Origin of the sequence: Segetibacter koreensis DSM 18137, assembly GCF_000374045.1 — a bacterium.
Lineage (GTDB): Bacteria > Bacteroidota > Bacteroidia > Chitinophagales > Chitinophagaceae > Segetibacter > Segetibacter koreensis.
Genome location: NZ_KB893366.1, coordinates 1 through 2,081 on the forward strand (window position 1 = coordinate 1; position 2,081 = coordinate 2,081).

General features: G+C 40.4%; 1 protein-coding gene. It reads right to left on the minus strand.

The window, feature by feature from the left end; all coding sequences use genetic code 11:
• Positions 1 to 1,005: 1,005 nt before the first annotated feature.
• Positions 1,006 to 1,830: an alpha/beta fold hydrolase gene (locus tag B154_RS0122740; RefSeq protein WP_018616660.1), complete on the minus strand. Its 825-nt coding sequence runs from the start codon at positions 1,828 to 1,830 to the stop codon at positions 1,006 to 1,008.
• Positions 1,831 to 2,081: the final 251 nt, after the last annotated feature.

Genomic DNA, 2,081 nt, shown 5'->3' on the forward strand with positions numbered 1-2,081 from the left:
GCTTCTCTAACAACTATTATATCTCCTTCAATTTTAGCGTCTGGAAAACTATGCGCAAGTGAATCTCCGTTTAAAATATTGTAAATCATGATTAGGACGTTTTTGCGTTACCGCTAACGGCTCGGTATTTGCGATGGAGGCATAGAAGCTCGTCACGCTTGTACTGAAGCGGATTATTTCTTGTTGCCGAAGATAAATCCAAATGTTCAATAGCGTTCGGTCACGATGAGAACTAAAGCCGATTAGAATTACTATTGTTGATGTTGTGTACAGTCGCCCCCTGCTATTGCAAATATTTTTGTTGGTGGCAGTATTATTCTATGTCACCTTTAAGAATAAAACCACAAACTTCAAAGCCTGCTTTTAACAGAGTCGCTTTTGAAATTACGTTATGAACATTACAACGAGCGGAAGGAACAGACGGTCGCCTCCTTTAACCGGTTCCGTACAAATAAGGCTTCATCATGCCTTCCAGGCACGACGAAGCCTTATTTGTTGGCAAATGTTTTTCTACCATTTGTTTTTGAGTTCTTTTTTGTCGGCAAGTAAGGTATCCAACTCTTTCATTAGTTCATCTCCGCAAAATACGGAAGTACCTTTACGCGACAAATAGATTATCCAGTTGCTTAATTATCAATTGTCAAGTTTATTTTCCACTAAGGGTTTTCTGGGGCGATGACGATACCTCTAACTTTTGTTGTGTCCAAGCTATTGATTGTTTGAAGAATACTGCCACTATTTTCGCTTGTTGTTCCGCTATAAATTAACAAGCCAAAAATTACAAGTGCTATCAGTCCGAAAGCTGTTCCCCATATTTTTTGTTAGTTGCTCAATGGGTTTTTAAATTGCGGCTAACGTCCGACTGCTTACCGAAGTAGCGGGATTGGCAGCACTATGGCTGAATGAAGTTTTAAAGTTAAACAAATTGCTTTTCAGCTCAATTGTTGTTCTTCCTCCGCTATTTTGGTAAGCAACTGTTGGCTGCTGTGAATGGACAATTGATCTTTATCCACCGGTTTTTGTCAAACAAAACTCTTTTACAATTTGAATGTACTGGTCTGGGTGGCTAAGGTGCGGAACATGTCCGGTTCCTCCAATGGCTTTTCGTTCTGCATTTGGAAGTGCTTTTACTAATTGATCTAAAACCATCAAGAAGAAAGGCGGGCTTTGCGTACCGTTGGTCAGCAAAACAGGTTTAGCAAAATGGTAAAGACTTTTAATATTCAATTCTAAACTATCCGGATCTTTCGTTTCGTCCAAAAATGTCGGGGCGTTATAAATAAAGGTTTTCTGTACGTTTGAAGTCAGCCCTTGCCAGGCACCAGGACCAAAAGCAATTGTTTCGACAAAATGTTTTGCTGCTTTTTCGTTTTCACCTACTTCAATCAGTGACACCACGGCTGCAATTCGACTGTCGACCTCACGTAAAAAGGATTGCGCTTCCGGCACATTCTTTAAAAGCCCGAATAATGCAGGTTCATGTATTACCAAGCTGCGGAATAAAGCAGGATTTTTAGCAGCAGTTTTAAGCGCAACCGCTGCACCACCGGAGTTACCAATTATGTGTGCTGGGGTTAGATGTAGGTATTCGATTAAAGCAACGAGGTCTGCAACGTCTTCTTCCATGCTACCTTGTTGGCGTAATCGTTCACTCTGACTATGACCTCTTCTGTCATAGGTAAGCACCCGGAAGGTTTGTGAGAGTTCACCGCTAACTTTGTCCCAGTTGTGATGGTCGCCCCATGAGCCATGTATGAAAACCATAGGTTCACCTTGTGAGCCCTTCAACTCCCAGTAAAGCTTCACACCATTGATTTTATCTATGGGCATATGCGTAAAATTTACAAAGGAACTATATATATATAGTACTTCATAGAAGCATAGCAGCCAACGTTCAACTGTTTATGAAGTTGTGGCATTTGAAAAACGTCAGTTTCAATTAACCACAAAAGCAAAATAGTGATTTATCGCTGAGCGCTTAACCTCCAGCCACAATTTTATAAAGCCCTTATGCTATAAAAAAAGTGGCGTTTAGACAGCGAAGTAGATCAAATTTAACTTTGACTACAAGTAACAATCTT

Excerpts from the sequence above, each read along its gene's own strand:
- B154_RS0122740 (WP_018616660.1), bottom strand. The coding sequence starts at position 1,830 with ATGCCCATAGATAAAATCAATGGTGTGAAGCTTTACTGGGAGTTGAAG.